Source organism: Agrobacterium vitis (genome assembly GCF_013426735.1).
Lineage (GTDB): Bacteria > Pseudomonadota > Alphaproteobacteria > Rhizobiales > Rhizobiaceae > Allorhizobium > Allorhizobium vitis_D.
This window is the reverse complement of sequence record NZ_AP023272.1, coordinates 2,937,773-2,961,566: the sequence shown is the minus strand read 5'-3', so window position 1 is coordinate 2,961,566 and position 23,794 is coordinate 2,937,773. Positions and strand designations below refer to the sequence as shown.

Here is a 23,794-nt window from a genome sequence, read left to right as displayed (position 1 = left end):
TTATGTGTTTTGGATTTTTCCGGCAAAACGGTCGGTGGCGCGGATCAATTGGTCGAGAATATCAGGTTCGCTCATGGCATGGCCTGCGGCCTCGACAATGTGCAAATCGGCATCCGGCCAGAGTTTGGACAATTCCCATGCATAGCGTAGCGGGCAGGGCATGTCATAGCGACCGTGCACGATCACGCCCGGAATGCCTTTCAGCTTATGGGCATCGCGCAGCAATTGTCCGTCTTCCATCCAGATCCGGTTCATGAAAAAATGGTTTTCCAGACGGGCAAAGGCGATGGCGTAATGGTCCTCGCCGAAATTTTCGATCTGCTGGATATTAGGGATCAGCGAAATCGTCGCGCCTTCCCACTGGCTCCAGGCGCGGGCGCAGGCGAGTTGCACTTCCTTGTCATCCCCGGTCAGACGGCGGTGATAGGCGGAAATCATGTCATGGCGCTCTTCGACAGGGATTGGCGCGATGAAGTGCTCCCAACGGTCCGGATACATCTCGGAGACGCCGAACTGATAATACCAGTCAAGTTCCGCCTTGGTCAGCGTGTAGATGCCGCGCAGCACCAATTCGCTAACCCGCTCGGGATGGGTCTGCGCATAGGCCAGTGCCAGCGTCGAGCCCCAGGAGCCACCAAACACCAGCCATTGTTCAACACCGATCATGTCACGCAAGCGCTCGATATCGGCGACCAGATGCCAGGTGGTATTGGCCTCCAGATGGGCATGCGGCGTGGATTTGCCGCAGCCGCGCTGATCAAACAGGATCACATCATAAAGAGCGGGATCGAACACCCTTCTCTGGTTGGGAGTGATGCCGCCACCCGGTCCGCCATGCAGAAACACCGCAGGCTTGGCGCCCCTGGTGCCGACCCGCTCCCAATGGATGACGTGGCCATCGCCGACATCGAGAAAGCCGGTCTCGAAAGGTTCGATCTCAGGGTAGAGGGTGCGCAACTCAGTCATGGGGCGATCCCATATGGGTTGGCCACTCGCTGGTGTCATGGTCCGGGTGTTGGTGGGTGGCGCCTGCCACTTTCGCCAGCCAGTCGGCATTGGCTTCGCTGGCCTCGACCGGTAGGGTGTCGAGGGCTGCAAACCATGGCATTTTGCTATCCAGATTGGCCTGTTCGACGGGCTTGACGCTGGCTGGATCGTCCAGTGAGCCGAGCGTGATGTTGATGAAATCGGCCTCAGGAATATCGAAAAACAGCGGCGTGCCGCAAGCGGCGCAAAAGCCGCGCCGTACCAGATCGGATGACTGAAACCACTGCGGGGTACCGCGGGTCAGCTGAAACAGGTCACGGCTGACCGAGCCGAGCGGCAGGAAATAATTGCCCGAAGCCTTCTGGCACATGCGGCAATGGCAGATATGCGGATTGCCGATTGGCGGTTTGCTGCTCATCGACGGTTTCACGGTATAGCGCACCGCGCCGCATTGGCAACCGCCATGTAGGGGTTGAACTTTCATGCGTCATCCTCCACTGGCCAGACTTGCGTGTCGAAATCCGGGTGCTGCCAGGATTCGATGGAGTCGAAAAACGCCTCGTATTCCGGGCTGTTATAGACCGGCTTTTCAAGCAGCGTATCGATCCACGGCAGGCGCTTGTGGTGATTGACCTGAATGGCAGGCTCAAAGGCGGCGGGATTGTCAAACGCACCGATGGCGATCTCTACCCCGGTGGGATGCTGGTAGGTTAGCGGCGTGCCGCATTTTTCACAAAAGCCACGCTTGACCTTGGCAGACGAGCGAAACAATTTTGGCTGGCCGCGCGTCCAGGTCAGATGGGCCTGATCGGCGGTAACAAAAGCGCCAAAAAAGCCACCGAATTGCTTTTGGCACATGCGGCAATGACAGATGGAAGGCCGCCCCAGCTTGGCCGCTTGAAACCGCACCGCGCCACACTGGCAGCCACCGGAAAAAATCTCGCTCATGGCTTTGCTCCGCTTTCGGTTGGCCAGGTGTCGGTATCGTGGTCGGGGTGCTGGTAGGAGACGAGGCCATCGAGGAATGGAAACTCATCAAGGTCTTCTTCTGTCGGATTGCCCGGCAATTCATGCAGGTGATCGACGAAGCCTATTTTCCCTTCTGTCCCGAATTGCTGCACCGGGGGCAGGGTGGATGGATCATCGAAAGCGCCTGCCGCAACCGCCATGCCATCCGGGGCCTCATAGGTCAGGGGTGTGCCGCAATCGCCGCAGAAGCCGCGCGACACGACATTGCTGGAGCGGAACATCTTGCGCTCGCCCCGTGTCCACTGAAAGTCTACCCCTCGCACCGAGACCAGCGGTGCATAATAGGCCCCGAACGCCTTCTGGCACATGCGGCAATGGCAGATCGATGAGTCTTTCAGAACGCCGTTGACGCGAAACCGGATGGCTCCGCATTGGCAACCGCCGGTGTGGATTGTCTCTGCCATGGCCTATTGCCCCTCATGTGCGGTTTCGAGCCAGTTTTCCAGTTTCAGCCCGGGTACGCGGGCAAATTCACGGGTATTGTTGGTGACCAGAACCATATCCAGCGACAGCGCATGGGCGGCGATGAACAGGTCGGTTGCGCCGATAGGTGTTCCCTGTTTTTCCAAGGCGGTGCGAATCTCAGCATAATGACGGCCCGCCAAATCATCATAGGCAATGACAGCGATCCTTTCCAAGACCCCTTCAACCAAACGAGTAAGCCGCTCGGAGCCTTTGCGCTGTATGCCAAACAGGATTTCCGACAGAACAATTGAACTCAGGCAAATATCGTCACGGTTGAGGCCATGCATAACGTCTGCCGCCCTGCCCATAGGATTTCGCACCACATCAGAGATAATATTGGTGTCGAGCATGTAGCGCGCGGTTATCATAAATCGACTGGTCTCGGCGGTGGTTCAATCAGATCAAAATCGGGAAAATCCTCCTCGATAGGCGGCTGACTACGCAGCCACTCGATCAGGTTTTGCTTCTTGTCGTTGACAGGCTCAATAATGATCCGGTCGCCTTCCTTGCGCATGATCACTTCATCGCCCGGAAATTCGAATTCCACGGGGATGCGGACGGCGCGATTGCGACCGTTCTTGAACACCCGCACATGTCTTTCCTGCTCCATACTCATATTTGCCTCCATCACTGGCATAGGCCTTAGCATATGCCAATCGAGTGCTCCATGCAAATCAGCGCTTGACCTCCCTCGTGGTCACGCATCTTCGCTTTTGTGACAAACGGCCTCGATATTGTTGCCATCCAGATCAAACACAAAGGCCCCATAATAGTCTGGATGGTAGTGCGGGCGCAGGCCGGGCGGGCCGTTGTCTTTTCCGCCGGCGGCAATTGCGGCGCTGTAAAACGCATCCACTTCCGCCCGGCTATTGGCCGTAAACGCAATGTGCTGATGATAGGCAGCGGGCGGCGTTCCTTCATGAAGCCAGTAGACGGGTCTTTCACGCCCATAGCCGCCCATTTTCACGCCGTTGGAATATTCCGCCGGCACCATGTAGAGCAGCGACGCGCCAAGCGGCGCAAAGGCCGCGTCATAGAAAGCCTTTGCACGTTCAAAATCGGCAACCTTGATATTCATGTGATCGATCATGGATGTCGCTCCCGCCTCGCTGCTCTGTTTGCGTTACCGCTTGACCTCCCAAGTGGTCACGCGCTCACCGGTGTCCTTGCTCTTTCCGTCTTTCAACTGAATGCCCTTTGCCAAAAGATCATCGCGGATCTTGTCGGCCTCGGCAAAGTTCTTGGTCTTCAGCATTTCGAGGCGCATCTCGACAAGGGCGTCGATGGCGGCAGAGAGATCCTCATTGACCTCCGCCTTCTTTGCCGTGAGCCCAAGCAAAGCGGCGCTGGCAACGAAGGCCGGAAGCCTGGATGGGTCGCTATTGGCCGCAGATGCAAGCGCATGAAGGGCCTGCACGGCGGCCACCGTGTTCAGGTCATCCGTCAGTGCATCCAGCACGCTTTGATCTGGTGCAGCATCACCTGCCTCACCAGTTGGCCATTTGGCAATCAGCCGCTCCGCTTCTTCCAATCGCTTCACCGAAAAATCAATCGGCTCGCGGTAATGCGTCATCAGCATCGCCAGCCGCAGCACTTCGCCCGGCCATTTCCGACCGCCGAAATTCTCTGTGTCCAGCAATTCGTTGATGGTGAAGAAGTTGCCATCGGATTTCGACATCTTGCGGCCTTCCACCTGCACGAAGCCATTATGCATCCACATATTGGCCATCACGCTGGTGTCGTTGGCGCAGCAGGATTGGGCGATTTCGTTTTCGTGGTGGGGGAAGATCAGGTCCAGCCCGCCGCCGTGAATGTCGAAAACCTCGCCTAGATAGCGCTTCGACATGGCCGAGCATTCGATATGCCACCCGGGACGGCCACGACCCCAAGGGCTGTCCCAGCCGGGTTCGTGATCGCTCGAGAGCTTCCACAGCACGAAATCACCGGGATGCTTTTTATGGGCCTCGACAGCAATGCGGATACCTGCCTGTTGCTCATCCAGATTGCGCTTGGAGAGCTGACCATAAGCCGCCATGGACCGGGTATCGAACAGCACTTCGCCTTCGGCCACATAGGCATGGCCCTTGGCGATCAGTGTGCTGATGATGTCGATCATCTGGCTGATATTGTCGGTGGCGCGGGGCTCGATGGTCGGTGGCAAGTTACCGAGTGCCGCCACATCGGCGTGGAACTGATCCGCCGTCTTTTGCGTCACCTTGGCAATCGCCTCATTCAGCGGCAGGTCGGGAAAATCCCTGAGCGCCCGTGCATTGATCTTGTCATCGACGTCGGTGATGTTGCGGGCATAGGTGACGTGGTTTTCGCCGTAAATATGCCGCAGCAGCCGGTAGAGCACGTCAAAGACAATCACGGGCCGGGCATTGCCGATATGGGCAAAATCATAAACCGTTGGGCCGCAGACATACATGCGCACGTTTTTGGGGTCGATCGGGGTGAAATCGACCTTGCTGCGCGTCAGTGTATTGTAAAGCTTGAGGCCCTCGGCCATGTCAGTCTCCCAGACGTGTATAAACCCGGCTGGACCGAAGCGTTTGTCATCTGGGACTTTTACAAGAGACGAAAACGGCCGGGCCAGCGAATGCGCTAGCGAATAATGATCCAGCAGATAATGCAGGTGCTCGTTTTCATGGCTGGCTTTATGACCCGACCCCGGTTTTTGGTCAACGGATTTTTGCGCCTTCTGGTCGGTCTCTGCCGGTTTTTACGTCGTCGTGAAAAATTTTTGCTTTATCCCATCGACAAGCGCACGCTGCGGCCTTGATTTCGGGCCATTCACCCGTTTGAAGATGGGCGCGAACTGTTGTTTTACATGCCGCCGCCGAAGGATAAGCCTATGCCCGGACCTGTTTTTGCCCGATTGTTTCAACGGTCTGCTTTAGGTCGGATGCTTGGCGCGGTCGCCATTTGCGCCCTGTCGCCGGTTACTGTCTGGGCGGCGGAGCCGGCTGTTGCCACCCAATGGGGGTCGGTGACCGCGCCGGAGGCTCCCTTAAATCTCTGCGCGACATTGACGGCTGGCCTGACGGCCAAGGACGGTTCCCTCGACCATGCCGATGTCGATGGCAAATCCCCCCATCCAGACCAGATGCGCTTGCAGGCTGCCATTGACGGCTGCGCGGGCGGTGCCGTCAAGCTTGTACCCGGCGCTGAGGGGCAGGATGCATTTTTGAGCGGACCGCTGACCCTGAAGAGCGGTGTCGTGCTGTGGATCGACAAGGGCGTGACGTTGTTTGCCTCCCGCGATCCCAAGGATTACGACAGCGGTGCTGGTGATTGCGGTACGGCCAATACCGCATCCGCCAAGACCTGCAAGCCGCTGATTATCGCCAAGGACACCAAAGGCGCTGGCATCGTCGGTGAGGGGCGCATCGATGGACGCGGCGGTTCGCTGCTGCTGTCCGGCGACAATGCCGGTAGGCGATCCTGGTGGGATGTGGCGTGGCAATCCAAGCAGGGGCTGATCCAGCATGTGTTCCGGTTGGTGGAAATCGATGGCGGCGAGAATTTTACCCTTCACCGGATCACGTTGTTGAACAGCCCGAATTTTCATGTGGTGAGCAATGGTGTGACGGGCCTGACGGCTTGGGGAATAAAGATCCTCAGCCCCAGTGCCGTCTATACCCGCCCGGATTACGCTTGCCCACCGGAGACCACGCCTGACAAGCTGACGCCTGCCACCTGTTTCACGCCCGATACGGTCAAGAATACCGATGGTTTCGACCCGGGCCAGTCCTCGAAAGTCGTGCTTGCCTACAGCGCCATCAGCACCGGAGACGATCATGTGGCGATCAAGGCCGGTGGTGACAGGCCATCGACGCGGATGACCTTTGCCCATAACCGGTTCTATTACGGTCACGGGATGTCGATTGGCTCCGAGACCGATGCCGGCGTGGACGGTATCCATGTCTACGATTTGGTGATGGACGGCCATGACAGCCCGAATGGCAATGGCCTGCGGATAAAATCGGACACATCGCGCGGCGGCAAGGTCACCAATGTGCTGTATGAAGATGTCTGCATGCGCAATGTCGCCTTCCCTTTGGTGTTCGATACCCGCTACTCGGACAAAACCGGCGACCGCATCCCTGATTTTTCCGGCATCACGGTGCGCAACCTGCGCTACACGGGCAGCACGACCGGCAGCGGTGGTCATGTGGTCCTGCGTGGCATCAGGGATGATGCGCATTATCAGCCGATTGGCCTTTTCCTGGATACCATTCAGTTCGACGGGTCCCAACCGCTCCTGGTCGGCTCTGCCGATCCGGCCGCAAAAGATCCGCCGCTCAATGCGCATGTCACGCTGGGGCCTGGTCCGGTCAGCTTTGCCGACCTTCTGAAGGCAGATCCAGCGCGCCGGGTGAAAACAGTCAATCTCGTGGATGCCAGTGAAGAAGATCCGGTTCCGCCGCTCGATTGCTCGTCGGCCTTCGTACCGTTCTCGAGCTTTTTGGAGGGGGCGCCGTTTTGAGCGGATGGTGTCGTAAAGAGACATAAATGGCAAACGCTTGCCTGCAATGGTGGCAGCTGGTCACAGGGACTGTCCGAATAACGTCATAATCTTCCGGTTAAGACGGTGGGCACCTAGCATTTTACTTGCTCTGATGGACCGAGATTGTTAACTGCGCGAGGGGCTTAATTCAAAGGGATAAGAATGCAGTTTGAAGAAACGAAGCTGTCGGGCGTTTTCCTGATCACTCCAAAGCGGTTTGGGGACGCGCGGGGCTATTTCATGGAAACCTTCCGCGCCAGCCTGTTTGAAAGCGAAGTGGGATCTTTCACCTTCGTTCAGGACAACAAGTCGTTTTCGGCCGAGGTCGGTACGGTGCGCGGCCTGCATTTCCAGTTGAACCCGAGGGCGCAGGGCAAGCTTGTTTCTTGTGCGGCTGGCGCTTTGCTGGACGTCGCTGTCGATATTCGCCAGGGCTCGCCGACCTATGGCCAGATGGTGAAAGCCGAACTGACTGCCGAAAACGGCTGCCAGCTTTGGGTGCCGCCGGGTTTTGCGCATGGCTTCTGCACATTGCAGCCCAATACCGTGATCAGCTACAAGGTGACGGATTATTACAGCCCAGATCATGACCGGGGCCTGTTGTGGAACGATCCGGCGCTGGCGATCGATTGGCCGGTGACGGAAGACAACGCCATCCTGTCTGACAAGGACAAGAAGCAGCCGAAGCTGAGCGAGCTTGAGACGAATTTCGTCTATAAGCCTTAAGCGCCTCTGCTTGGTGCCAGTCTGCTCTATGAACGCTAGGGGATATCGAAAATCATGCGCGTACTTGTAACCGGCGGTGCCGGCTTTATCGGATCGGCCGTTGTTCGCCATCTGGTGCTTGAAAAAGGCTATGACGTCCTGAATGTCGATAAGCTGACCTATGCGGGTACCTTGACCTCGCTGAAATCGGTTGAGGCAAATCCGCTTTACAGGTTCCTTCAGGCCGATATCTGCGACGGCCAGGCGATTGCCTCGGCTTTTACAAGCTTCAAGCCGGACCGCGTCATGCATCTGGCCGCCGAAAGCCATGTAGACCGCTCAATTACCGGCGCCAAGGATTTCGTCGAGACCAATGTGCTCGGCACGTTCACCATGCTGGAATGCGCCCGCGCCTATTGGCAGGGGCTGGAAGGTGCGAGCAAGGACGGTTTTCGCTTCCTGCATGTCTCGACCGACGAAGTTTATGGTTCGCTGGGCGATGAAGGTCTGTTTACCGAAACCACCCCTTATGATCCAAGCTCCCCCTATTCCGCCTCGAAAGCCGCTTCCGACCATCTCGCCAAGGCCTGGGCGCGCACCTATGGCCTGCCGGTGGTGGTGTCGAATTGCTCTAACAATTACGGCCCCTTCCATTTCCCGGAAAAGCTCATTCCGCTGATGATTATCAACGCGATGGAAGGCAAGCCTCTGCCGGTCTACGGCAATGGCGCCAATATCCGCGATTGGCTTTACGTCGAAGACCATGCAAGGGCGCTGGATATCATCGCCGAGCGTGGACAGATTGGCGAAACCTATAATGTCGGCGGACGCAATGAGCGACGCAATATCGACGTCGTTACCCGCGTCTGCGCGCTGATGGATGGCCTGCATCCGTCGGATACGCCGCATGAGAAGCTGATCCAATACGTGACCGACCGTCCCGGCCACGACGCCCGTTATGCCATCGACGCGACGCGGCTGGAAACCGAACTCGGCTGGAAGGCCCAGGAAAATTTCGAGACCGGCATTGAGAAAACCGTGAAATGGTATCTCGAAAACCGCTGGTGGTGGGAGCCGTTGCGCCAGGGCTATGACGGTAGCCGTCTTGGCCTGTTGAAAGCCGCGAGCAAATGAGCGGCGTGAAGCGCTATCTGGTGACGGGCCTGGCCGGACAGGTCGTTCAATCACTGCTTGAGAAAGCCAGCGATCGCAAGGATATCGACCTGGTCGCCCTGGGTCGGCCACAGCTTGATCTGGCCGATCCCGCGACGATTGAAGCGGCTGTGCTGGCCGCAAAACCCAACCTGATTATTTCGGCTGCCGCTTATACCGCAGTCGATCAGGCCGAAACCGACGAGGCCGCGGCCTTCACGGTCAATGGCGAAGGTCCGGGGGAATTGGCGCGGGTTGCCAAGGCGCTGGATATCCCGATCATTCATATCTCGACCGATTATGTCTTCGATGGCAGCAAGGCTTCGCCCTATAACGAGGCCGATCCGGTTGCGCCGCTTGGCGTCTATGGCCGCAGCAAGCTGGAAGGCGAACGCCGGGTGACAGCCGAAACCGACAATCACGCGATCCTGCGCACCGCCTGGGTCTATAGCCCGTTCGGCAAGAACTTTCTGCTGACCATGTTGCGGCTGGCTGATACCCGCGATGAACTGGGCGTGGTCGCCGACCAGATCGGCAATCCGACCTCGGCGCTCGATATTGCCGATGCGGTGTTGAAGGTGGCTGATAACCTGCTGTCGTCCAAGAACGGCGATCTGCGTGGCACGTTCCATATGACGGGAATGGGCGAGGCGAGCTGGGCAGAGTTTGCAACGGAGATCTTCAGGCTGTCGGCTGAGCAAAACGGCCCTTCGGCCAAAGTCAATCCAATCCCGGCCAGCGCCTACCCGACGCCCGCCAAACGGCCTGCGAACTCCCGGCTGGATTGCGCCAAACTGGCCAGAGTTCATGCTATCGATATCCCCGATTGGCGCGTATCGACGCAACTGGTCATCGACCGGTTACGCCGACCAGCCGCAGTTTAGAGTTTGTCTAGGGAAAACTGGTCGCCAGCTTTCCTCAAAAGACAACGAACACAAATGACGTGTCAGGAGTTTTATCAATGAAGGGTATCATTCTAGCCGGTGGCAGCGGCACCCGCCTGCATCCCATGACGCTAGTCACCTCCAAGCAGCTCATGCCTGTCTATGACAAGCCGATGATCTATTATCCGCTCTCGACGCTGATGCTGGCCGGGATTCGCGATATCCTGATCATTTCGACACCGAAGGATCTGCCGAACTTTCAAAGCCTGCTGGGTGATGGGTCGAAATGGGGGATTTCGCTGACCTATGCCGAGCAGCCAACGCCGGATGGCCTGGCGCAGGCCTATATTATCGGCGCGGATTTCGTCGGCTCTAATCCGTCCTGCTTGATCCTCGGGGACAATATTTTCTATGGCCATGGTGTCAACGACCTGTTCAGAAGTGCAGTTGCCGGCAATGACGGGGCAACCGTATTTGCCTATCACGTCAATGATCCCGAGCGGTACGGCGTCGTCGAATTCGACAAGGATTTGAAGGCCATCTCCATCGAGGAAAAGCCGCAGGCGCCGCGCTCGAGCTGGGCCGTGACTGGGCTTTATTTCTACGACAAGGATGTCGTTGATATCGCTGCAAACCTGAAGCCATCGGCGCGTGGCGAGCTGGAGATCACCGACGTCAACCGCGTGTATCTAGAACGCGGTCGGCTGAACGTGGTGAAGATGGGCCGCGGCTATGCGTGGCTGGATACCGGCACGCCCGACAGTCTATTGGATGCCTCGGAATTCGTCGCCACGCTGGAACGCCGTCAGGGCTTCAAGATTTCCTGCCCGGAAGAGATCGCCTATCGGCTCGGTTTCATCGACGCTCAGCAGTTGGAGGCGCTCGGCCTGCAATATGGCAAGAGCGCTTATGGGCAATATCTGCTGAAAAAAGTGCTCTAACGCTTTTAAACCGGACGCGTATCTGCAATACAGCGCCACGCACCTGAGAGGGTGTGGCGCTGTAACAGTTTATATATGCTGCATAATTTTTTCCTCAAATCGACTTTGATTTAAGGTTTATGCGGTAAAACGCGGGCAGAGGTCTCGTTGCGGTCGGTGTTGGCGTTTCAAAAGTGAGGCCCGGTGAAATATTGTATCGGCTGTGGAGCGCATCCAATGGTCTTATCGGTGGTGTGATGCGTTGAAGACCAGTGTGCGTGATGGACAGGATTCGACCGAGCTGGCGCAGGTATGCGCCGCACAGGGTCCGGCTGCCCGCCGTCTGGCCGATAAGCCGGTGATGATTTCAGTCCATGATCCCGACGGCTACCTTGGGCCTTCGCCGCGTCTCTTCCTTCATCGTCCCGGTCGGGTTCCAGCCATTCTCAAGCGTTCGCTGATCGTGAAAAACTCTGGCCGCTTCCTGGGATGGATGCCCGACGATCTGGACTCGATTGCCGTCGTCGCGACACCGGCAAAGGACCGGGTCAACGCAGTTCGGCAACCGACCGTCACGATCCGCACGCTGTCCATCGCCGAAGCTGTCCTGCGGGTGCTGATCCGCTGGCCCCATACCGCGCGGACCTTGCTCCGCTTGTTGGCGGCGCGAAACGTCAAAGGTGCGACGTTCCGGTTCCTCCGGCATTTCGAGGCTTTGTCGTCTCCCCGCTATCAGGATTGGCTTCGGCTACGCGATGAGGTGGACAGGCCACCTGCCATTTCTAGCAGCTCGGCGCCTCTCGTTTTGGTCAGTGTTATGGGAGCGGGTGAGGGGCGATCGGTCACGCGCAACAGCCTTGATCGGCAGACTTATCGCCAAGTTGAATTTGTGGATCTGGACGACCTGGCCGCTGGCCTGGCAAGCCGCGCGACAGAGAAGGATCTGTTCTGGCTGCTGGTGCCGGCCGGCGTCACCTTGTCGCCATCGGCGCTGCAATGGATGACCGACTGCCTGATCCAGAATCCGCTGGCGGCAGGGGTTTATTGCGACGAGGACCAGGCTTGCCGCAAGGGCGGGCCAGCTGTGCCGTTGTTCAAACCAGCCTGGAACCTGCCCTTGGTGCAAACCGGCTGGCTGCCGATGGACTGCGTTCTCTTGCGTCCTGCCTGTCTGCCGCAACCTGTCGATATCACCAGTTTCGATGCGAACCAACTCGCCATCCAGGCAGCAGCAGCGGGGGACATTCTTCATCTGCCCCGCGTTCTGGTTCACCGGTCCTCTCCGCGACCGGCTCTCACGCTATCGCGGCCCTTTTTGCGACCGGGAAGCTCTCGCCCGCCTGTCACCGTGATCATTCCAACCCGGGACCGGGCGGATCTTCTCTCAGCCTGTCTTGATGGCCTGCTGGGTCGCACCGATCATGGCGAATTGGACATTATCGTCATCGACAATGACAGCAAGGAGGATGCGACGCGCATTCTTCTCGACAGGATCGAGGCGGAGGGTCATGTGCGGCGCTTGCCGATGCCCGGCACCTTCAATTTTTCCAGAGCCTGCAATCTCGGCGTCGATCAGGCCCGGCATGACCGGATTCTGCTGCTCAACAACGATGTCGAGCCGCTGGAGCGCGACTGGCTTGGCGAGATGAATGCCGAGTTGGATGATCCTCAAGTCGGGGCTGTCGGTGCCCTGTTGCTCTATCCCGATGGTTTTGTGCAACATGCCGGTGTCACGCTGGGGGCGGGGTCCATCGCCCGCCACAGTTTCCATTTTCATGATCCTGACGGTGGCGAGGATCATGGCCTGTTGGCGCAGCGCCGCCATGTTTCCGCCGTCACGGCGGCCTGCCTCTTGACCCGCAAAAGCCATTGGTTACAGGTGGGTGGCATGGACGAAGCGAATTTACCGGTCGCCTTCAACGATGTCGATTACTGCCTAAAGCTGCGCCGCGCTGGTCTCGATATCGTCTGGACGCCTCATGCACGCCTTGTTCATCGTGAATCCGTATCGCGTGGGCGGGACGATACCGTCGAAAAGCGGCTGCGCTTTGCCGGAGAGGAGAAGGTAATGTTTGAACGCTGGTCCGACGTGATCGACAACGATCCCTGCTACAATCCGAATTGTTCGCTGAGCGCTGGTGATTTCGTGCTGGAAGCGGCACCGCGTGACCTGTCGGCAAGGAGTGGCCGTATCCGATGAAAAAACGCTGGTACTGGCCGGTTCTGGAGCAGGTTTTGCCGCGACCCCGCCTGCGGGACCAAGCGGATGGAAAGCCGCGCCGTCCAGTCAAATCGGTTCTGGTCTTCGGTCGCGTTCCAAACCCCACGTTCGACTATTATCTGCCCGTCCGCTTGAGTGCAGAGGGCATGCCTCCCTATCAGGTTCACGATATCAGAAAGCTTGACGGGGGCGCACTCGACCCCGATGGCGCATTTGTGGTGATCTGTCGCTATGCATCACGGCCCTTGCTGCGCTGGATCGAAACCCATGCCGACAAGCTCGCCGGCGTCGGTCTGCTACTGGATGACGACATCAATGCCGTCATATCCAGCCGTGACGCCGATATCGCCTATAGCCTGTTCCTGTGGTTTAGGGCGCTTTATCCGCTGCGGCGCCTGAACCGCCATCTCGACATTCTCTGGCTGTCCACACCGCAATTGTTCCAGGCGATTGGCGAACCGAAGGCCCGTATCCTGCCGCCAGCGCCTCCCATCAGCCTTTGGGAGCGCCGGCTGCACGCCGATGGCAGAGCGGATGACGCGGCCAGCCATGATAAGGTGGTGGTTGCCTATCACGCCACGGGCGTGCATGTGGCGGAACATCACTTCTTGAAGCCGGTTATCCGGACCGTGCTGGAACAACGCCCCCAGGCGGTGTTCGAAGTGTTTGCGGGCAAGAAGGCGCGCGCGATCTGGAAAGACATGAACCGCGTAACGGTGAAGGCACCAGTGTCCTGGCCACAATATCTGGTTTACGCGGGAAGGGCGCAGGTTGATATCATGCTGGTGCCTTTGGCGCCGTCCGAGGCGAATGACAGCCGGGCCTGCACCAAATTCATCGATGTCGCCCGGCTGGGTGCGGCAGGGCTGTTCTCAGAAGGCCTCGCCTATGGCGCCGAGGCTGATGATGCGCAACCTCGATTGCCCTATGATCAGGCTGCCTGGATCGCAGAAATCATCCGCTTGATCGATAACCCGGCGGAACGAGCCGAGGGAGCCGAGCGGATTCGCAGCAAAGTGGCCCTGATGGGGACGACTTTCGAGCCGCTATTACCGTAAAAATCTATTTCAATATTTTTGAAGATCGCAGCCGTCCAGGCTGTCCGCAATCGTGATCAGCCGTAGGGCGGATAATCGATGATCTTCTGTTCCCGGACGATAAACAGCTTGCCTGTTTCCGTCTGTTGCGGCCCGACCAGTGGCAACAGGGCTTTGGCGACCTCTGAGGGATGCGGCAGCGTGTCGGGGTCTTCGCCCGGCATGGCCTGGGCGCGCATCGCCGTGCGGGTGGCGCCTGGGTCAATGGAGAGGACGCGGAGCGGCAGGCGCTGATTTTCGGCAGCCCAGGTGCGGGCTAAGGCTTCAACCGCAGCCTTGGATGCGGAATAGGGGCCCCAGAAAGGCTTGCATTTATGCGGTGCGGCGGAGGACAGGATCAGGGCGCGGCCCTGGTCGGATTTGGTGATCAGCGGATCAATCGATCGGATCAGCCGCCAGGTGGCCGTGACATTGATGGTCATGACCTTTTCGAACACCTTGGCCTCGACATGGGCCACGGGCGAAATCGTCCCGAGCACGCCAGCATTGGCAACCAGAATATCGAGCTTGCCCCAGCGCTCGAAAATCGATCCACCCAGCGCATCGATGGCGCCCATGTCGGCGAGATCGAACGGCACCAGGGTCGCGCTACCACCTGCCGAGGTAATGGCGTCGTCAAGGTCTTCCAGACCCCCGACGGTGCGGGCGCAGGCAATCACATGCGCGCCTGCCTTTGCCAGTTCCAGCGCGGTGAAATAGCCGATGCCTCGTGACGCGCCGGTGACAAGCGCGATCCGTCCCTTGAGATCAACCGTCATGTCCGCTTCCCCCTCATCATCTCATGCAACGCCAAGAATCGGCCTCAGCCGTTGATAGACATAACCGATACCTTGCGGCCCATTTTCTCGCCTTCCTTGTCCAGGAGACGGGTCGGGTAGTCGCCAGTGAAATAGTGATCGGTAAATTGCGGATTGGCGGCATTGCGGGCCTCGCCGCCGACGGCCATGTACAGCCCATCGATGGACAGGAAGGCAAGCGAATCGGCGCCGATAAATTTCGCCATGGCTTCGGCGCCCGCATATTGATTGGCGAGCAGCTTTTCGGCATCCGGCGTGTCGATGCCGTAGAAATCCGGATGGTAGATCATCGGGCTGGCAACACGGATATGCACTTCCTTGGCTCCGGCATCGCGGATCATCTGGACGATCTTCAGCGATGTCGTGCCGCGCACGATGGAATCGTCCACCAGGACAACCCGCTTACCCTCGATCATCGCCCGGTTGGCCGAATGCTTCAGCTTGACGCCGAAGGCGCGGATCTGCTGTGTCGGCTCGATAAAGGTGCGCCCGACATAGTGATTGCGGATGATGCCGTATTCGAAGGGAATACCGCTGGCCTGGGCATAGCCAAGTGCCGCCGGTGTGCCGCCATCGGGAACAGGCACCACGACATCGCCATCGCAAGGGGCTTCCTTCGCCAGGTTCATGCCCATGGCCTTGCGGGTCTGATAGACGTTGCGACCGCTGACGACCGAATCGGGGCGGGCGAAATAGACATATTCGAACAGGCAGGGACGCTCGGCCTGGGGACGCGCCGGGCGGCGGCTGTCGATGGTGATCGAGCCATCCGGCTGGATCTCGCAGATGATCACTTCGCCATTTTCAACATCACGCACGAATTTCGCGCCGATAATGTCCAGCGCACAGGTTTCCGAGCAGAAAATCGGCTTACCGTCGAGATCGCCCATCACCAGAGGCCGGATGCCGATCGGGTCGCGGGCGGCGATCAACTTGGTGCGGGTCATGGCCAGCATCGAATAGCCGCCTTCCATCTGCCTGATGGCATCGATGAAGCGGTCGGCGGTGGAGCTGTGACGGGAGCGTGCGATTAGGTGCAGCACGACTTCCGTATCCGAAGTCGATTGACAGATGGCCCCGGTGGCAATGATCTGGCGGCGCAGCGTCAGGCCATTGGTGAAGTTGCCGTTATGGGCAATGGCGATGCCGCCTTCCTCCAATTCAGCAAACAGTGGCTGCACATTGCGCAACGCCACTTCGCCAGTGGTGGAATAGCGGGTATGGCCGATGGCGGCGGAACCCGGCAATTTTGCGAGCGTCACTGGATTGGTATAGTGGTCGCCGACAAGGCCCATATGCTTTTCGGTGTGAAACTGCTTGCCGTCAAAGGAAACCAGTCCGGCTGCCTCCTGGCCACGATGCTGAAGCGCATGCAGTCCGAGAGCGGTCAGCGTTGCGGCATCCTGATGGCCCAGAATGCCGAACACGCCGCATTCTTCATGCAGCGTGTCGCCATCGAGGTCTTCAAGGAAAGTCGAGGAAATAGACTGTTTCATTGCAGCAAGCCTTTGCTCGATACATGCGCGCCGATACGGGGCACGGGTGACGAAATGCAGTGAGGAGCGCCGATTTCCATCACGGGTGGCGCTCATTCTTTGTCTCTGCTCAATCCCTGGGCTCAATCCCTGGCAGGGTCTGATGGTCTTGAGCAATTCGGACAGGCCAGCTCTATATAAGCGCGCCTGCTATCAACGTCCAGAAGGCGGACGATATCAATTGGCTGGCGCGGGTGTCTGACCTGGTGTCTGGGCTGGCGCATCGTCTGCAGGCGCCTGGCCTTCAGCCGGTGCTGTCTGTTGTTTGCCGAGGATGCGGGCGCGCAGTTGCGGTTCGATATCGTCGGGCAGCACCGCTTCCAGCTTGACCACCAGCGCATCGAGGAACGGTTTCGACTTGGCATTGTTGACCCAGTCAGGCCGCTGCTTGGCATCGATCAGCCAGTTCCAGAAGGCCACGGCTACCACCAGCAGCAGGATGCCGCGCGCCGCTCCGAACAGGAAGCCGAGGGTACGGTCCAATGCGCCGATCCGGCTGTCGATGATGAAGTCGGCAATGCGCGAGGTGATAAACGAGATCAGGATCAAGGCAAGCAGGAAGACGCCACCGGCAGAGGCGGCAACGGCGATCCGCTGGTCGTTGGTATAATTCTTCACATAGGGAAGAATGAAAGGATAAAGATAATAGGCCGCCGCAATGGCGCCCACCCAACTGGCAATCGACAGGATCTCGCGTGAAAAGCCGCGGATCATCGCCAGCACGGCTGAAAACAGCACGACACCGATGACAATACCGTCGAAAATCGTAATGGGCATTCCGTTCAACTCCAGGACTAGGCCGCGAAGGGGTCGCCAGGTTTCTTGATCTTTCCGGTCCGGCTGTTCCGGCGGCCTCTCCTTACACCACGATGTCACGCAGTGGAAGGATCAATCCTTGCCGAGTTTGTTACACAAATGTGACTTTACGCCAAAAATCCTTCCGAACGGCCTGTTCCTGGGAGCTACCTCACCGTCCCAGCGAGACATAGTGAGAAAAGCCGTTCTTCTGCGCTTCATTGGCATTGAACATATTGCGCAGATCAACAAGAACAGGAGAGGCCATGACACTGGCGATTTCCTTGAAGTTATAGGTCTTGAAGACCATCCAGTCGGTCAGGATGACCAGAACATCGGCGCCGGTCGCGGCCTCCTTGGCTGTCTTGGTCATTTCGACGCCCGGCAACTGGCTTGCGGCGTCATGCGGGCTTGACGGATCGAAAGCGGCGACCTTTGCGCCTTTCGCCTGCAAGGCAGGCAGCATCACCAGGCTGGTGCTTTCGCGCATATCGTCGGTCTGGCCTTTGAAGGTCACGCCCAATACGGCGATTTTCTTGCCCTCGACATCACCGCCCGCGGCCTCAATCACCTTGGTGACCATATCGGCCTTGCGCTGGTTGTTGGCATCGACCGCCGAAGAGACGACCCGTGAGTCGATTCCAGCATCGGCGGCGGTTGCCAGGAGCGCGCGGGTATCCTTGGGAAAGCAGGAGCCGCCCCAGCCAGGGCCGGTATTGAGAAAGGCCCGGCCGATCCGCTTGTCGAGCCCGATGCCATGGGCCACATCCTCAACCGTGGCACCAACCGCTTCACACAGATTGGCCATTTCATTGATGAAGCTGATCTTGACGGCGAGAAAGGCATTGGCGGCATATTTGATCAATTCAGCCGTCTCAATCCCGGTGCTGAAGAAGGGAACGTTGCCGTTTAACAGCAGTGGTGCGTAAATCCGCTCCATAACCTCGCCAGACTGGGGTGTATCGACGCCAACGACGATCCGGTCCGGCTCCAGGAAATCCTTGATGGCGGCGCCTTCGCGCAGAAATTCGGGATTGGACGCAACCGCGATCCGCACATCCGGTGCGGCATTGGCCTTGGCAATTTCGAAGACCTGACGGTTGGTGCCAACCGGCACCGTCGATTTGGTGACAATGACGGTAAAGCCGGTCACGGCCTTGGCAATTTCGGTGGCGGCGGCAAACACATATTTCAGATCGGCCCGGTCCGAACCCGCCTCGGTTGGCGTGCCGACGGCAATGAACACGGCATCACGGTCCTTGACGCTTGCGGCAAGGTCGGTGGTGAAGGTGATGCGCCCGGCTGCCACATTGCGCTGAACCAGTTCATCCAAACCCGGCTCATAGATCGGCATCTTGCCTTGATGCAGCATTTCGATCTTGCGCGGGTCCTTATCGACGCAGATGACGTCATGGCCCAGCTCGGCAAAGCATGCACCGCTGACCAGGCCCACATAGCCGGTGCCTACCATGGTAATGCGAACGTTCATGAATTCTGCCGCTTTCCTGTCAAAGGGTGTGGGATGGGCGGGGGTGTGCAATGGGCCGGATTGCCCTGTGGTTCCTGTCGAACCATATCGACGATCTCTGGTTATATCGACCTTAGTTGCGGTGGGCCTTGAACCAGTCCGCCGCGGTTTTCACGATCAGGTTGATATCGGTATAGCGCGGCGTCCAGCCCAACAGGCTGCGGGCCTTGTCGCCGGAGGCGTAAAGAGCTGGCGCATCGCCAGCCCGCCTCGGCGCATATTTGATTGGCACCTGCGCGCCGACGGCCTCAGACACCGCTTCCAGCAAGTCCTTGACCGATGTCCCCTTGCCTGTTGCAAGATTGAAGGCACCGCTTTCGCCGCCCTTTTGCAGGTAATCGATCGCCAGGACATGGGCATCGGCAAGATCGCAGACATGGATATAGTCACGCACGGCGGTGCCGTCAGGCGTATCGTAATCTGTGCCGAACACATTGAATTCGGTCTGGCGCATGGCCGCCAGAACCGCCAGTGGAATGGCATGAGTTTCCGGATCGTGACGTTCGCCAAGATCGCCTTCCGGATCGAGACCGGCGGCGTTGAAATAGCGCATGGCCACCCATTTCAATCCATAGGCATGGCCGTAATCCTTCAGCGCCTGCTCGATCACCAGCTTGGAAAAGCCATAGGGATTGACCGGGCTCTGCGGGGCTTCCTCAACGATTGGCAGGCTTTTAACCTCGCCATAGGTGGCGCAGGTCGAGGAAAACACGATGGTGTCAACGCCGTTGCGGCGCATGGCGTCCAGCAGGCAGACCGAACCATGGATGTTGTTATTGTAATATTTTGCCGGGTCCGTCACCGATTCGCCAACAGCCGCGAAGGCGGCGAAATGCATCACGCATTCCGGCTTGTATTTGCTGAGAACCGCATCAAGCCTTGCGCCATCGGCAATGTCGCCTTGCTCGAACGGTCCCCATTTGACCGAATCCGCATGGCCGTGGACCAGATTGTCATAAACAACAGGCGTGTAGCCCGCCTTGGACAAGGCCTTGCAGGCATGGCTTCCGATATAGCCGGCACCGCCGACAACAAGGATATTTTTCATGACAATGTATCCAGATTGATGTTGGCAGCTCTAGTGTTGACAGTTCCAGCGTTGGCAGCCCTTATATTGACGGTGCGCCCCGTTTCCGCTGCGAAATACGGGATCGATCGCTCCAGTCCTTCGCGCAGCCGCACTTTCGGCGTCCAGCCCAGCAATTGCCCGGCCAGGGTGATGTCGGGACGCCGCAGCAGCGGATCGTCCTTTGGCAGCGGCCTGTCGATGATAACCGACCGGCTTCCAGTCATTTCCAGAATGATGTCGGCCAATTCCCGCACCGTAAACTCTCCGGGGTCGCCGATATTCACAGGCCCGGTGATCGAGGCGTCGGAGCGCATCAGCCTGAAAAACCCTTCGATCAAGTCATCGACATAGCAGAAGGACCGGGTCTGCGTGCCGCCGCCATACAGCTCGAGCGGAGCCTCTTCCAGGGCGCGAACGATGAAGTTGGAGACCACACGTCCGTCCTGCGGGTCCATGTTGGGACCATAGGTGTTGAAGATCCGAACCACCTTGATTTCAACGCCGTGCTGGCGGTGATAATCGAAACACAGGGTTTCGGCGGCGCGCTTGCCTTCGTCATAGCAGGCGCGAGGCCCTATCGTGTTGACCGCGCCACGATAGCTTTCCGTCTGCGGATGAACCTGCGGATCGCCATAGATCTCGCTGGTCGATGCCTGAAACACCCGTGCGCCGCAGGCAACAGCAAGGTCCAGCACGTTTTTCATGCCAAGCACATTGATCAGCATCGTGCCAACAGGATCGATCTGATATTGCGGCGGCGAGGCGGGGCAGGCGAGATTCCAAATCTCGTCGTAATTGCCTTGCGGCAAGGGATCGCGGACATCGGCTTTGATGAAGGACAGTTTGGGATTGGTCAGCAGAGGTTCGATATTTTTGCGCCGCCCGGTCTGGAGATTGTCCAGGCAGACCACATCACAGCCTTCGTCAAGCAAACGTGCGCAGACGTGGGAACCGAGAAATCCAGCGCCGCCGGTCACCAATGCCGTCCGTGTCTTTCCCATAGCGTCCTCTTGCAGTCCGTTGCCGTTCATGTAGGGGAAGGGGTCCGGCCCTGTCAATTCCAGGCCACAAGCAATCAACCGTTATGAGCGACAAGGGTCGCAACCTGCCCGTTGGTAGTGCGACCGAGCCCGGAATCAATCCTCATTGCCTTGCTGGCGCGATTTCAGTTTCGATCCGGCAATGCGTGCCACCAGATCCGGCAGGCTTTCGATTTCGCCCCATTTGCCGGTGCGTTTCGGCAGATCGACGGAGGAGGCGGGCAGCACGGCGGAGGAAAAGCCAAGCTTTTCGGCCTCTTTCAATCGCTGCGCCGTATGCGACACGGGTCGCACCGCGCCTGAAAGGCTGATTTCGCCAAAGTAGACGCAATCCGCAGGCAGGGCGACGCCAGCCAGTGATGAGACCAGGGCCGAGGCAATTGCCATGTCGGCGGCGGGTTCGGTGATTCGGTAGCCGCCCGCCACATTGAGATAGACATCGTGCTGGCCAAGCCTGACGCCGCAATGGGCTTCCAGCACGGCGAGAATCATCGCCAGACGGCTTGAATCCCAGCCGACCACGGCCCTGCGCGGCGTGCCAAGTGCTGTGGCGGCCACCAGCGCCTGCACTTCGACCAGCACCGGCCGTGTGCCTTCCATGCCGGCAAACACCGCAGCGCCTGGCGCTTTTTCATTGCGCTCGCCCAGAAACAGTTCCGAGGGATTGGCGACTTCGCGCAGGCCCCGGTCCGACATTTCGAACACGCCGATCTCGTCGGTCGGGCCGAAACGGTTTTTGACGGTGCGCAGGATGCGGTAATGGTGGCCCCTGTCGCCTTCGAAATACAGCACCGCATCCACCATGTGCTCGACGACGCGGGGACCGGCGATCTGGCCTTCCTTGGTGACATGGCCGACCAGAACCATGGTGGCGCCGGTCTGCTTGGCAAAACGAATCATCGCCTGCACGCCGGTGCGCACCTGCGTGACCGTGCCGGGGGCAGAATCGGCGGTATCGCTCCATAGAGTCTGGATCGAATCGATGATGACAAGATCGGGCCGTTTGCCTTCGGAAATTGTCGCCAGAATATCCTCGACATTGGTTTCTGCTGCCAGCAGCACATCGGTATCGGCGGCATTCAGGCGCTGGGCGCGCAGCCGCACCTGGGCCACGGCCTCTTCGCCCGAGACATAGACGACGCGATGACCCTGCCGCGACAAGGCGGCGGCGGCCTGCATCAGCAGGGTGGATTTACCGATGCCCGGATCGCCGCCGATCAGCACGGCGGAGCCGCGCACGAAACCGCCGCCGGTCGCCCGGTCCAGTTCCGACAGGCCGGTCGGAATGCGTGGCGCTTCCTCGATTTCGCCCGACAGCGAGGTCAGCGTTACCGCCCGGCCTTTCTTCGGCACCTTGCCGGGACCAGAGCCGATTCCACTCATCGGGTCTTCCTCGACAATGGTATTCCACTGTGCGCAACCATCGCATTTGCCAGCCCAACGGCTGTGAACCGTGCCGCAGTTCTGGCAGATGAATTGGGTTTTGGCCTTGGCCATGCATTGCCTTTCGCACGAGGATTGCACCATCCCAGCACCGCGATGCGCGCAGCAGGGTGAGAACAAAAAGTGAATACGTGCTATCAACTAAGAGAAATGCCGGGCCTATGCAAGAGGGCTAACGACTTATTCGGCCTCCAGATAATGCCGCTCGTAGCGCAGGCCAAGCCCGGTCAGCATTTCATAGCCGATCGTACCTGCCGCCCGGGCGACGTCATCGATAGGCATGTTCGTCCCGAACAGCTCGATATAATCGCCAGCGGCAATCGCTTTTTCCGGCACGTCGCTGACGTCGAAGATCGTCATGTCCATGGTGATGCGGCCAACCACTGGCACCTGGTATCCGGCGATAGAGCCATAGGCGCCCGGCAATCCGGTATTGCGCAATGCCGTGCCGTGGCCTGAGAGATTGCGCAGGTAGCCATCGGCATAGCCGACGGAGGCAATGGCCAGACGGCTATCGCGCCGCAACTGGCAGGTGGCGCCATAGCTGACGGTTTCTCCGTTCCTGGCTTGTCGAATCTGGAGAATGCGGGCCTCGGCCTTCACCACTGGGCGCATCGGGTTTGGCAGGCCCGTGACCGCTTCGCCGCCATAAAGCGCGATGCCGGGGCGGGTGAGGTCAAAGTGGTAATCGGGGCCGAGTAAAGTTCCAGCAGAGGCTGAAAGGCTTGATTCAATTCCCTCGAAAGCCGCGCTAACCTGATGAAAAGCTTGCAATTGCTTCTGGTTCATCGGCGAGGATGGGTCGTCTGCGCAGGCGAGATGGCTCAAAATCAGCACGGGCGAAAAGCTGGCCGGGCGCGAAACGTCAGCCGCCAGGAACAAGGCGTCCTCCATGCTGAGGCCCAGCCGGTTGAAGCCGGTATCGACATGCAGGGCGCAAGGATGATCGCCATGGTCAGTCACGGTCCGCATCCAGAATGCCAGCTGTTCCTCACTGGCAATCACCGGCACCAGATCATGCTCGAAAAACAGCGGTTCCATTCCCTCCCAGATCCCTGACAGCACGAAAATCCGGGCGTCCGGCGCATAGGTCCGCAAGGTCGCGCCTTCCGATGGCAGCGCCACGAAAAAATCCCGCGCACCGGCATTGTAAAACGTCTGGCCTGCATCCTCGATGCCGATGCCGTAGCCATCGGCCTTCACCACGGCGCCCGCCCGCGCTCTGCCGGATCGCTTCGCCATCTCGCGCCAATTGTCGGCCAGCGCTTGCAGGTCGATGGTGACGCGCAGCGGTGCCTTCAGGAATTCATCGGAAGGGGGAATGGAAAAGGAAGAAGCAGACATGAAACAACTTTTCGCAAAGGAACGATGGCCGGACCCTATCACTTTTCTTCAAGACTGGAATGAGGTGGGAACGCAGTAATGTCTTAAGAAGAGGAAGAATTGCGGTTTGGGTTTTGCATGGAGTCTTCAATCTGAAATTGAATTTATTGATTGGCTTAGCGATGCTCTCATTCTGGAGGGCGCACTCTATCCAGGACAGGGATGTTCATCCATCGGCACCATGCGCCTTTAGAGTTTATCAGGGAAAAGTGGAAACCGGTTTTCCCGAAAAGA

Annotated in this window: 23 protein-coding genes; 7 read left to right on the top strand and 16 right to left on the bottom strand. The window is 58.6% G+C overall.

Annotated features, from left to right (window positions below; all coding sequences use genetic code 11):
• The 8 genes from pip to cysS form a co-directional block, all read right to left on the bottom strand.
• The gene (gene pip, locus H1Y61_RS13830) at window positions 1-966 is read right to left on the bottom strand and encodes a prolyl aminopeptidase (RefSeq protein WP_174110418.1); all 966 of its coding nucleotides are present in this window, start codon (window positions 964-966) and stop codon (window positions 1-3) included.
• On the bottom strand, window positions 959-1,471 hold the full coding sequence (locus H1Y61_RS13825) for a GFA family protein (protein WP_180572919.1): 513 nt from the start codon (window positions 1,469-1,471) through the stop codon (window positions 959-961). The genes pip and H1Y61_RS13825 overlap by 8 nt, the downstream gene beginning before the upstream one ends.
• On the bottom strand, window positions 1,468-1,935 hold the full coding sequence (locus tag H1Y61_RS13820; RefSeq protein ID WP_180572918.1) for a GFA family protein: 468 nt from the start codon (window positions 1,933-1,935) through the stop codon (window positions 1,468-1,470). The genes H1Y61_RS13825 and H1Y61_RS13820 overlap by 4 nt, the downstream gene beginning before the upstream one ends.
• Window positions 1,932-2,420 (bottom strand): GFA family protein, encoded by a 489-nt coding sequence (locus tag H1Y61_RS13815; RefSeq protein ID WP_174110420.1) that lies wholly within the window; start codon window positions 2,418-2,420, stop codon window positions 1,932-1,934. Before H1Y61_RS13815 ends, H1Y61_RS13820 begins: the two co-directional genes overlap by 4 nt.
• Window positions 2,421-2,423: 3 nt before the next feature.
• Window positions 2,424-2,849: a type II toxin-antitoxin system VapC family toxin gene (locus H1Y61_RS13810; protein ID WP_015915484.1), complete on the bottom strand. Its 426-nt coding sequence runs from the start codon at window positions 2,847-2,849 to the stop codon at window positions 2,424-2,426.
• Complete coding sequence (locus H1Y61_RS13805; protein WP_322790773.1) at window positions 2,846-3,097, bottom strand: antitoxin; 252 nt, start codon at window positions 3,095-3,097, stop codon at window positions 2,846-2,848. Before H1Y61_RS13805 ends, H1Y61_RS13810 begins: the two co-directional genes overlap by 4 nt.
• An 81-nt stretch (window positions 3,098-3,178) precedes the next feature.
• Window positions 3,179-3,571: a VOC family protein gene (locus H1Y61_RS13800; RefSeq protein WP_180572917.1), complete on the bottom strand. Its 393-nt coding sequence runs from the start codon at window positions 3,569-3,571 to the stop codon at window positions 3,179-3,181.
• 33 nt (window positions 3,572-3,604) lie between these two features.
• Window positions 3,605-4,990, bottom strand: a complete 1,386-nt coding sequence (gene cysS, locus H1Y61_RS13795; RefSeq protein ID WP_180572916.1) for a cysteine--tRNA ligase — start codon at window positions 4,988-4,990, stop codon at window positions 3,605-3,607.
• Between the two features lie 345 nt (window positions 4,991-5,335).
• Between cysS and H1Y61_RS13790 the strand changes: the two genes are divergently transcribed.
• The 7 genes from H1Y61_RS13790 to H1Y61_RS13760 all read left to right on the top strand — a co-directional run bounded on the left by H1Y61_RS13790 (window position 5,336) and on the right by H1Y61_RS13760 (window position 13,931).
• Window positions 5,336-6,970 (top strand): glycoside hydrolase family 28 protein, encoded by a 1,635-nt coding sequence (locus tag H1Y61_RS13790; RefSeq protein ID WP_180572915.1) that lies wholly within the window; start codon window positions 5,336-5,338, stop codon window positions 6,968-6,970.
• A 183-nt stretch (window positions 6,971-7,153) separates the two neighbouring features.
• Entirely contained in the window at window positions 7,154-7,717 is a 564-nt protein-coding gene (gene rfbC / locus H1Y61_RS13785; RefSeq protein WP_180572914.1) for a dTDP-4-dehydrorhamnose 3,5-epimerase, read from the top strand.
• Between the two features lie 54 nt (window positions 7,718-7,771).
• The gene (gene rfbB / locus H1Y61_RS13780; RefSeq protein ID WP_174110425.1) at window positions 7,772-8,830 is read left to right on the top strand and encodes a dTDP-glucose 4,6-dehydratase; all 1,059 of its coding nucleotides are present in this window, start codon (window positions 7,772-7,774) and stop codon (window positions 8,828-8,830) included.
• Complete coding sequence (rfbD, locus tag H1Y61_RS13775) at window positions 8,827-9,732, top strand: dTDP-4-dehydrorhamnose reductase (protein WP_180572913.1); 906 nt, start codon at window positions 8,827-8,829, stop codon at window positions 9,730-9,732. The genes rfbB and rfbD overlap by 4 nt, the downstream gene beginning before the upstream one ends.
• 77 nt (window positions 9,733-9,809) lie before the next feature.
• Complete coding sequence (gene rfbA / locus H1Y61_RS13770; RefSeq protein WP_156637677.1) at window positions 9,810-10,673, top strand: glucose-1-phosphate thymidylyltransferase RfbA; 864 nt, start codon at window positions 9,810-9,812, stop codon at window positions 10,671-10,673.
• A 253-nt stretch (window positions 10,674-10,926) separates the two neighbouring features.
• Complete coding sequence (locus tag H1Y61_RS13765) at window positions 10,927-12,852, top strand: glycosyltransferase family 2 protein (RefSeq protein WP_180572912.1); 1,926 nt, start codon at window positions 10,927-10,929, stop codon at window positions 12,850-12,852.
• Complete coding sequence (locus H1Y61_RS13760) at window positions 12,849-13,931, top strand: glycosyltransferase family protein (protein WP_180572911.1); 1,083 nt, start codon at window positions 12,849-12,851, stop codon at window positions 13,929-13,931. Before H1Y61_RS13765 ends, H1Y61_RS13760 begins: the two co-directional genes overlap by 4 nt.
• A 56-nt stretch (window positions 13,932-13,987) precedes the next feature.
• Here H1Y61_RS13760 and H1Y61_RS13755 read toward each other — a convergent pair whose 3' ends face one another.
• The 8 genes from H1Y61_RS13755 to alr all read right to left on the bottom strand — a co-directional run bounded on the left by H1Y61_RS13755 (window position 13,988) and on the right by alr (window position 23,521).
• On the bottom strand, window positions 13,988-14,728 hold the full coding sequence (locus H1Y61_RS13755) for an SDR family NAD(P)-dependent oxidoreductase (protein WP_180572910.1): 741 nt from the start codon (window positions 14,726-14,728) through the stop codon (window positions 13,988-13,990).
• Between the two features lie 44 nt (window positions 14,729-14,772).
• Complete coding sequence (gene purF, locus H1Y61_RS13750; protein WP_180574508.1) at window positions 14,773-16,263, bottom strand: amidophosphoribosyltransferase; 1,491 nt, start codon at window positions 16,261-16,263, stop codon at window positions 14,773-14,775.
• Between the two features lie 216 nt (window positions 16,264-16,479).
• Window positions 16,480-17,079 (bottom strand): CvpA family protein, encoded by a 600-nt coding sequence (locus H1Y61_RS13745; protein WP_015915497.1) that lies wholly within the window; start codon window positions 17,077-17,079, stop codon window positions 16,480-16,482.
• 190 nt (window positions 17,080-17,269) lie between these two features.
• Window positions 17,270-18,586, bottom strand: coding sequence for a UDP-glucose dehydrogenase family protein (locus tag H1Y61_RS13740; RefSeq protein WP_180572909.1), 1,317 nt, complete (start codon window positions 18,584-18,586; stop codon window positions 17,270-17,272).
• A gap of 112 nt (window positions 18,587-18,698) precedes the next feature.
• A complete protein-coding gene (gene galE / locus H1Y61_RS13735) occupies window positions 18,699-19,673 on the bottom strand; it encodes a UDP-glucose 4-epimerase GalE (protein WP_071204701.1) in 975 nt (324 codons plus the stop codon).
• Entirely contained in the window at window positions 19,670-20,695 is a 1,026-nt protein-coding gene (locus H1Y61_RS13730; RefSeq protein ID WP_180572908.1) for a UDP-glucuronic acid decarboxylase family protein, read from the bottom strand. Before H1Y61_RS13730 ends, galE begins: the two co-directional genes overlap by 4 nt.
• Window positions 20,696-20,830: 135 nt before the next feature.
• Window positions 20,831-22,231, bottom strand: a complete 1,401-nt coding sequence (radA, locus tag H1Y61_RS13725; protein ID WP_180572907.1) for a DNA repair protein RadA — start codon at window positions 22,229-22,231, stop codon at window positions 20,831-20,833.
• Between the two features lie 126 nt (window positions 22,232-22,357).
• Entirely contained in the window at window positions 22,358-23,521 is a 1,164-nt protein-coding gene (gene alr / locus H1Y61_RS13720; protein WP_180572906.1) for an alanine racemase, read from the bottom strand.
• Between the last annotated feature and the right edge of the window lie 273 nt (window positions 23,522-23,794).